Origin of the sequence: Nocardiopsis sp. TNDT3 (genome assembly GCF_003427465.1) — a bacterium.
Taxonomy (GTDB): Bacteria; Actinomycetota; Actinomycetes; order Streptosporangiales; family Streptosporangiaceae; genus Nocardiopsis; species Nocardiopsis dassonvillei.
The window spans coordinates 1-6,449 of record NZ_QPFC01000045.1; the positions used below are offsets into that span (position 1 = coordinate 1).

General features: G+C 73.5%; 6 protein-coding genes. 4 read left to right on the plus strand and 2 right to left on the minus strand.

Going from position 1 to position 6,449, the window contains the following annotated elements:
• Together DQW06_RS01215 and DQW06_RS01220 are read left to right on the plus strand one after the other, a co-directional pair.
• Nucleotides 1–555: alkaline shock response membrane anchor protein AmaP (locus DQW06_RS01215; protein ID WP_232832935.1), on the plus strand; the 555-nt coding region annotated here is incomplete at its 5' end.
• Nucleotides 556–598: 43 nt separating this feature from the next.
• Nucleotides 599–1,000: a VOC family protein gene (locus DQW06_RS01220; RefSeq protein ID WP_013151473.1), complete on the plus strand. Its 402-nt coding sequence runs from the start codon at nt 599–601 to the stop codon at nt 998–1,000.
• Between the two features lie 44 nt (nt 1,001–1,044).
• Here the strand turns inward: DQW06_RS01220 and DQW06_RS01225 are convergent, their stop codons facing one another.
• A complete protein-coding gene (locus DQW06_RS01225; protein WP_117197807.1) occupies nt 1,045–2,301 on the minus strand; it encodes an amidohydrolase family protein in 1,257 nt (418 codons plus the stop codon).
• A gap of 121 nt (nt 2,302–2,422) precedes the next feature.
• On the opposite strand from DQW06_RS01225, the gene DQW06_RS01230 reads away from it, so the two are divergent.
• Both DQW06_RS01230 and DQW06_RS01235 read left to right on the plus strand, forming a co-directional pair.
• Nucleotides 2,423–3,256, plus strand: coding sequence for a MurR/RpiR family transcriptional regulator (locus DQW06_RS01230; RefSeq protein ID WP_013151475.1), 834 nt, complete (start codon nt 2,423–2,425; stop codon nt 3,254–3,256).
• Nucleotides 3,257–3,442: 186 nt separating this feature from the next.
• Nucleotides 3,443–4,873 carry a sodium:solute symporter gene (locus DQW06_RS01235; protein WP_013151476.1) on the plus strand — a complete coding sequence of 477 codons (1,431 nt, stop codon included), beginning with the start codon at nt 3,443–3,445 and terminating at the stop codon, nt 4,871–4,873.
• 95 nt (nt 4,874–4,968) lie between these two features.
• Here the strand turns inward: DQW06_RS01235 and DQW06_RS01240 are convergent, their stop codons facing one another.
• Nucleotides 4,969–6,381: an L-serine ammonia-lyase gene (locus tag DQW06_RS01240; protein ID WP_117197808.1), complete on the minus strand. Its 1,413-nt coding sequence runs from the start codon at nt 6,379–6,381 to the stop codon at nt 4,969–4,971.
• Nucleotides 6,382–6,449: the final 68 nt, after the last annotated feature.

Below are 6,449 nucleotides of genomic sequence, written 5' to 3' on the forward strand. Positions count from 1 at the left end.
AACCGGTGGGGGCTGGCGGTCGTGGGGGCGGTGCTGCTCGTCGCCGGGCTGGCGTCGCTGGCCGCCGGGCGCGGCCTGTTCGGCGGGGGAGCGGCCGACAGCGCCCTGCTCGGCCCCGGGGCCCGGGAGGCGCTCGACCAGCAGTGGGTGCCCTACGCGGTGGTCGCGGTGGCCTTCGTCGCCGGTTTCCTGGCCCTGCGCTGGCTGATGTCCCAGGGGCTCAACGACACGGTGGGGCGCCTGGTCCTGGAGCGCGGGGAGCAGGGGCGGGTGGAGATGTCCGAGAACGTGGCCCGCGGGGCCCTGGAGCAGGAGGTCGCCGACTACCCGGGCGTGCGCCGCGCCCGCGCGAGGCTGACCGAGTCCGCCGAGGCGCCGCACCTGCGCCTGGCGCTGACCCTGGACGACGACGCGGACGTGGCCGGGGTGTGGCGGCGGGTGAGCTCGGAGGCGCTGGCGAACCTGCGCCGGGCGCTGGACCTGGAGCAGGTCCCGGCCGTCGTGCGGATGTCGATGACGGCACCTGCCAAGAACCCGCGGCGCAGCCTGGCCTGAGCCGTTGCCGCCGATTGTCGGTGCCTGCTGTTAGCTTCGCCACATGACTCGAACGACTTTCGTGAACCTGCCCGTCAAGAGCGTCGACGCCACCCGGGAGTTCTTCAGCGCGCTGGGCTTCGGCTACGACGAGGCCTTCTCCGACGACAGGGCGCTGTGCATGGTCGTCAGCGACACCTCGCGCGTCCTGTTCCTGTCCGAACCCTTCTTCGCGGAGTTCACGCCCTCGGGGATAGCCGACACCTCCGCGGGCGCGGAGGTGATCACCTGCCTGAGCGCCGACAGCCGTGAGGACGTGGACCGGATCGCCGAGGCCGCCGCCGTGGCCGGGGCGACCCACGCCAGGACCACCGAGCACACCGGCATGTACTCGCGCTCCTTCGCCGACCCCGACGGCCACCTGTGGGAGTTCCTGTACATGGACGCGACCGCCACCATCTCCTGAGCGACGGCGGGCGCGGGCCCCGGGGCCCGCACCCGCCGGCCGCGTCAGCGCACGGCGTCGCGCTCGTGGCGGATCCGGCCGTCGCGCAGCACGGTGCGCACGCTCGTCTCCGGCGAGGCCAGGACCCCGATGTCGGTGAGCGGGTCGCCGTCGACCACGACGAGGTCGGCCCGCGCCCCGTCGCGCAGGGTTCCGACGACCCCCTCCAGCCCCAGCAGGCGGGCGGCGTTGACGGTGGCGGCGCGCAGCACGTCCGCGGCGGGCTGGACCCGGCCGCGGATGGCGAACTCCTGGCTCTGGCGGTCCTGCATGCCGCCGAGCAGGTCGCTGCCGAAGACCAGGTTCACCCCGGCCTCGTGGGCCATGCGCAGGGCGTCCAGCCCCCGGTCGAGCACGGTGTCCACCTTGGCCTGGCTGGCCGCGGGCAGCCCGTTGGCGGCCCCCTGCCGGGAGAGTTCCTGGTAGGTGACCAGGGTGGGCACCAGGTAGGCGTCGTGCTCCAGGAACAGCTCGATGCTGCTCTCGTCGATGAGGTTGCCGTGCTCGATGCAGCGCACGCCGAGGCGGAGCCCGCGGTTGACGGCGCGGGCGGTGTAGGCGTGGCCGGTCACGTAGCGGTTGGCCGCCTCGGCCTCCTCCACCACGGCCCGGATCTCGTCCTCGGAGGACTGGGTGGAGTCGATGCGGTCGGTGGGGGAGGCGACGCCGCCCGAGAGCATGATCTTGAGGTGGTGGGCTCCGGTGCGCAGCTGCTCGCGGGCCGCGCGGCGGAACTCCACGGGCCCGTCGCAGACGATGCCCGCGCCGGGGCAGCAGGCGTGGGTGTCGTTGCCCTGGCGGCCGGGCGTGCGGAAGTCGCCGTGGCCGCCGGTCTGCGACAGCGCCTTGCCGCCGAACATGAGCCGGGGGCCGTCGACGAGCCCCTCCTCGACCGCCCTGGCCAGCCCCCAGTCGCCCCCGGCGACGTCGCGGACGGTGGTGAAGCCGCGCCTGAGCATGTCGCCCAGGGACCGTCCCGCGTAGCTGGCGATGTAGGCGGGCGACTGGTCCATCGCGGCGCCGAGGTCGGCGCTGAAGGCGGTCGGGTGCACGTGGGCGTCGATCAGGCCCGGCATGAGGGTGGCCCCCGCCAGGTCCACGGTCGGCACCCGCGGTCCCACCTCGGGCGGGGTTCCCCGGCCGCTGCCCGCGACGAGGCCGTCCCGCACCAGGAGCCAGGAGCCGGGGGTCCTCGTGCCCGCCTCGGGGTCGAGCAGCCCGGCGCCCGTGAAGAGGATGTGCGGTTCTGACTGGCGGGTCATGGATACCTCCGTCGGGGTTCGCGTTGTTGCAATATATGTTGCACCACGGGGAGGGGGCCACCCCGAGGGGGTGGTATCGCTTGGGGTGCGGCGCGGTCCGGGGCGCCGGGACGGAGGGGTGATGGCGGACTGGATCGAGGCAGCGCTCGGCGGCGGACGCCTGGGCCGCGCGGCCGAGCGCGTGGTCAGGGTGCTGCGGGACGAGCCGAGGTTCGCCTCCTACGCGAGCACCGCCGAGCTCGCCGAGCGGGCCGGGGTCAACGTCGCCACGGTCGTGCGGGCCGCGCAGGCCCTGGGGTTCACCGGCTGGCCCGCCCTGCGCGTCGAACTGCGCTCGCGCTACCTGGCCTCGCTCAGCGCCGGAGAGGTCCTGGCAGAACACGCCGGGTCCGACGCCGACCCCGTGCGCGAGGCCTTCCGCGCCGACCGCGAGGGGCTGCGCGACCTGGAGCGGACCCTGGACCCCGCCCGGGTGCGCGCCCTGGCGGGCGCGGTGCACGGGGCGCGCCGGACGCGGGTGGTGGGTTCGGGCACCTTCGCGGCGCCGGGCGTGCAGCTCGCGCACGCCGCGGGGATCATGGGCTACGACGTGGAGCGCCTGGAGCTGGGCGGAACCGGCCTGGTCAGCGCGCTGGCGCGGATGGGCCCCGGCGACCTGTTGCTGGCGTGCGACCTGTGGCGGCTCCCGGTCGCGCTGCGCTCGGCGGCGCGGGTGGCCCGTGAGCGGTCGGTGCCGGTCGCGGTGATCACCGACCGCAGGGACTCCCCGCTGGCGGAGGGGGCGGCGCACGTGCTGCTGGTGCCCAGCGAGGGTGTGGGCATGTTCCCCTCGCTCACCCCGGTGATGGCGGTCGTCCACGCGGTGCTGGCCGAGCTGGCCCGCCTCGGCGGGGACGAGGTGCTGGCCGCGGTGCGCGACACGGAGCGGCTCTGGGAGAGCACGGAGCTCTTCTGAGCGACGCCGGGGGGAACGACCTGGGAAGACGCGGTGACACGACTGTGACGTGATCAGGGTCACGTTCGCTGCAATAAGTGTTGCATTTCACGCGGCGGGGCTGCTTACATGGCCCGGTCGGGCCGCCCCGCGGGCGGTCCCTCCCGTGCACGTCCCCCGAACCCAACCTCGCCGCGAAGGTGGCCCATGCAGACGACCCATCTCGTGATCCTCGCCGTGTACATCCTGGCCATGATCGGGATCGCCCTCTACTTCGTGCGCTCGGGCAGGCTGCGCGGCGGTGACGACTTCCTGTTCGCCGGACGCAGCCTCCCCCGCCCGGTCATGATCGCCACCATGCTGGTCACCTGGGTCGGCTCGGGCACCATCATCGGCGGCGCCAACTTCGCCTACACCTACGGCCCGACGGCCGGGATGGTCTTCTTCGCGGGGACGCCGCTGGGCATCCTGGTCCTGCTCCTGGCGGCCCGCCGGATCCGCCGGGCGTCCCGGCACACCATCCCCGAACTGCTGGAGGTGCGCTTCGGCATCGGGGTGCGCACCGTCGCCGCCGTGGTCACCACCATCGCCTTCCTGGGGCTGACCGCCTCGCAGTTCGTCGGCGGCGGATACGTCGTCAGCCTGGTCACGCCGCTGTCCGCCACTCAGGGCACCGTGCTCATCGCGGTCGTCGTGACGCTGCTGACCGTCACCGGAGGCCTGTTCTCGGTCGCCTACACCGACTTCGTCTCGGCCATCCTCATCCTGCTCAGCCTGTTCGTGTCGGTGCCGTTGGTGTTCGCCGCGATCGGCGGCCCCGGCGCCTACTGGGACGGCCTTCCCGAGCAGGCGACCACCTTCAGCGGCGGACTCACCGCCCTGCAGCTGCTCGGCTACTTCCTGCCGCTCTTCCTGCTCCTGCTCGCCGACCAGAACATGTACCAGCGCCTGGCCGCGGCCAAGGACGAGCGCGAGGCGCGCTCCTCCACCCTGGGCATGTTCGTGGGCAGCTTCTTCGTCTTCGTGCCCGTCGTGCTGCTCGCCACCTGCGCCGCCATCCTCATGCCCGGCATCAACGGCGACATGGCGGTGCTGAGCCTGGCCTCCGAGGGCTACCTCCCGGTGGTGCTGGGCGGTCTGATCCTGGCCGGGGCGGTCGCCTTCGTCATCACGACCGGGTCCTCGTACATGCTCTCCTGCGCCTCCAACGTCGCCTACGACCTGTACGCCCGCTTCGCCGGGGACGGTGTGGACGAGCGCCGCAAGCTCGTGGTCCAGCGCCTGTCGGTCCTGGGCATCGCGCTCGCGGGCCTGGCGCTGAGCCTGTTCTTCCCGACCGTGCTGGAGCTGCAGATGTACTCCTACACGGTCTACGGCGCCGCGATCACCCCGGTGGTCCTGTCGGTGCTGTTCTGGAAGCGCGCGACCACCGCGGGCGCCGTCGCGGCGCTGGTGGTCGGCGCGGCCACCACCATCGGCTGGCAGATCGCCGGGACCCCGGGCGGCCTCAACGCGGTCATCGTCGCCCTGCCCGCCGCCCTGGTCGCGCTCGTCGTGGCCAGCCTGGTCACCAAGGCCCCCGACCCCGCGCGGGTGGCCGCGGCCGAGGAGCCCGCGCCCACCGGAACCGACGCCTGACACACGCGGGGACCGCTCCCGACCGGGCGCGGTCCCCGTACTCTCTCCCCGCGCCCCGGCGGGCGGCCACGTCGGCCGCGAGGAAGACGGATCCCTCAGCACTCGATGACGTTGACGGCCAGGCCGCCGCGCGAGGTCTCCTTGTACTTGTCCATCATGTCGCGGCCCGTGTCGCGCATGGTCCGGATGACCTTGTCCAGCGACACGAAGTGGCTGCCGTCGCCGCGCAGCGCGATGCGCGCGGCGCTGATCGCCTTCACCGAGGCCAGCGCGTTGCGCTCGATGCACGGCACCTGCACCAGGCCGCCGATGGGGTCGCAGGTCAGCCCCAGGTTGTGCTCCATGGCGATCTCGGCGGCGTTCTCCACCTGCGCGGGGGTGCCGCCCAGCACCTCGGCCAGCCCGGCGGCGGCCATCGAGGAGGCCGAACCCACCTCGCCCTGGCAGCCCACCTCGGCACCCGAGATCGACGCGTTCTGCTTGAACAGGATGCCCACGGCCCCCGCGGTCAGCAGGAACCGCACCACGCCCTCGTCGCCCGCGCCCGGGCTGAAGTGCAGGTAGTAGTGCAGCACGGCGGGCACGATGCCCGCGGCCCCGTTGGTCGGCGCGGTCACCACACGGCCGCCCGCGGCGTTCTCCTCGTTCACGGCCAGCGCGTAGAGCGTGATCCAGTCGCTGCCGCGCATGGGGTCGGAGTCCACCCCCGTCGGCGCCAGCAGGCCCGACTCGTCGCAGTTGCCGCCCAGCTGCCGGTACAGGCGGTGCGCCCGCCGGGGCACCTTCAGCCCGCCGGGCAGGCTGCCCTCGGTGGTCACCCCGCGGCGCACGCACTGGCGCATCGCCTCCCACAGCACGAGCAGCTCGGCCCTGATCCGCTCGGGGGAGCGCCCGAACGCCTGCTCGTTGGCGAGCATCACCGCGCTGATCGACATCCCGGTGTCGGCGCAGATGCCCAGCAGCTCCTCGGCGCTGGAGAAGGGGTGGGGCACCCGGGTGTCGTCGGCCTTGATCCGGTCCGCGCCCGCCGCGCGCTCGTCCACGACGAACCCGCCGCCCACCGAGTAGTACACCTTCGCCGCCAGTTCGGCGCCGGAGGAGTCCAGCGCCACGAACCGCATCCCGTTGGGGTGGTCGGGCAGGCTCTCCCTGCGGCGGAAGTCCACGTCCACGGCCGGGTCGAAGGCCACCGGCGGCCCCTCGGGCCCGCCCAGGTACAGGGTCCGCTCCCGGCGCACCCCCTCCACCAGTTCGGGCACCGCGTCCACGTCCACGTGCTCGGGGGTGTGCCCCATCAGCCCCAGGACCACCGCGCGGTCGCTGCCGTGCCCCTTGCCGGTGAGCGCCAGGGAGCCGTACAGCTCCGCGCGCACGCGGGCCACGCCGTCGAGCAGGCCCTCCTCGCGCAGTCCGGCCACGAACGTGCGCGCGGCCTTCATCGGCCCGACCGTGTGCGAGCTGGACGGTCCGATTCCGATCTTGAACAGGTCGAACACGCTGATGGCCATGGCTGTCCTCCTCGTCGAGTACAGGGCCCGGGCATGGGATCGCCGTGCGGGGCCGCCCGGCCCCGCAC

Excerpts from the sequence above, each read along its gene's own strand:
- DQW06_RS01220 (WP_013151473.1), top strand. The coding sequence starts at position 599 with ATGACTCGAACGACTTTCGTGAACCTGCCCGTCAAGAGCGTCGACGCC.
- DQW06_RS01225 (WP_117197807.1), bottom strand. The coding sequence starts at position 2,301 with ATGACCCGCCAGTCAGAACCGCACATCCTCTTCACGGGCGCCGGGCTG.
- DQW06_RS01230 (WP_013151475.1), top strand. The coding sequence starts at position 2,423 with ATGGCGGACTGGATCGAGGCAGCGCTCGGCGGCGGACGCCTGGGCCGC.
- DQW06_RS01235 (WP_013151476.1), top strand. The coding sequence starts at position 3,443 with ATGCAGACGACCCATCTCGTGATCCTCGCCGTGTACATCCTGGCCATG.
- DQW06_RS01240 (WP_117197808.1), bottom strand. The coding sequence starts at position 6,381 with ATGGCCATCAGCGTGTTCGACCTGTTCAAGATCGGAATCGGACCGTCC.